Annotated in this window: 2 protein-coding genes; one reads left to right on the top strand and one right to left on the bottom strand. The window is 61.4% G+C overall.

The window, feature by feature from the left end; all coding sequences use genetic code 11:
• The coding region (locus A5707_RS01405; protein ID WP_065012745.1) for a PE family protein at positions 1-241 on the bottom strand (241 nt) is incomplete at its 3' end.
• Between the two features lie 296 nt (positions 242-537).
• Here A5707_RS01405 and A5707_RS22970 point away from each other — a divergent pair.
• Positions 538-705 (top strand): PPE domain-containing protein (locus A5707_RS22970; protein ID WP_156657441.1); only part of this gene is annotated, 168 nt, incomplete at its 3' end.

The following is a 705-nucleotide window of genomic DNA, read 5'->3' as shown; positions in this document are numbered from 1 at the left end:
AGTGCATGTTCACGAACATGTCGTGAATTGCCGCGGCTTGGACGCTGGCCGCCTGATACATCCGGGCATGCGTGGCGAACTGTGCCGCCGTCAGCGCCGAAATCTCATCGGCTGCCGGCGGCACTATTCCCGTCGTCGGGCCCGCCGCAGCCGCATTCTGCGCCGCCACTGACGCGCCGATAGCCACCAAATTGCGAGCCGCAGCGGATAGCACCTCCGGCTGGGTTTCTACGAACGCCACGCTGATTTCTCCTCAGTGCTCGGTCTCAACGGCCTTCACGAGCCGCTCGCTAGCGACGTTAGATGGCCGGGAGCCGACTGTGCACTACCAACGACGAGTGTTCACCTAAAGATAGAAAGAGTTCATTACTGCGTACCGCTGACGCCTCTGAACGCCTTATATCTTCATTAGTGAACTTATGTCTCAGATAGTGGATCGCAGCCGTCGCCGATGGCGAGGAAGGGCATCGCATTCGTGACTACGAGGTCGAGTAGATCGGCAGGCTGTAGCGACCGACGAGGCCAGGACGTCAAGTAGTGGATTACGGAGCATTACCGCCGGAAGTCAACTCTGGCCGGATGTACGCCGGCGCGGGCGCGGGACCGATGTTGGCGGCCGCCGCTGCCTGGGACGTGTTGGCCACCGACCTGTACACGACCGCGTCCTGCTACGGCTCGGCGATCTCCGAAATCAGTGGCCTGTGG

The sequence above is a fragment of the Mycobacterium kyorinense genome, from assembly GCF_001672775.1.
Classification (GTDB): domain Bacteria; phylum Actinomycetota; class Actinomycetes; order Mycobacteriales; family Mycobacteriaceae; genus Mycobacterium; species Mycobacterium kyorinense_A.
The sequence above is the reverse complement of the archived record's forward strand: the minus strand, read 5'-3'. Positions and strand labels throughout refer to the sequence as shown.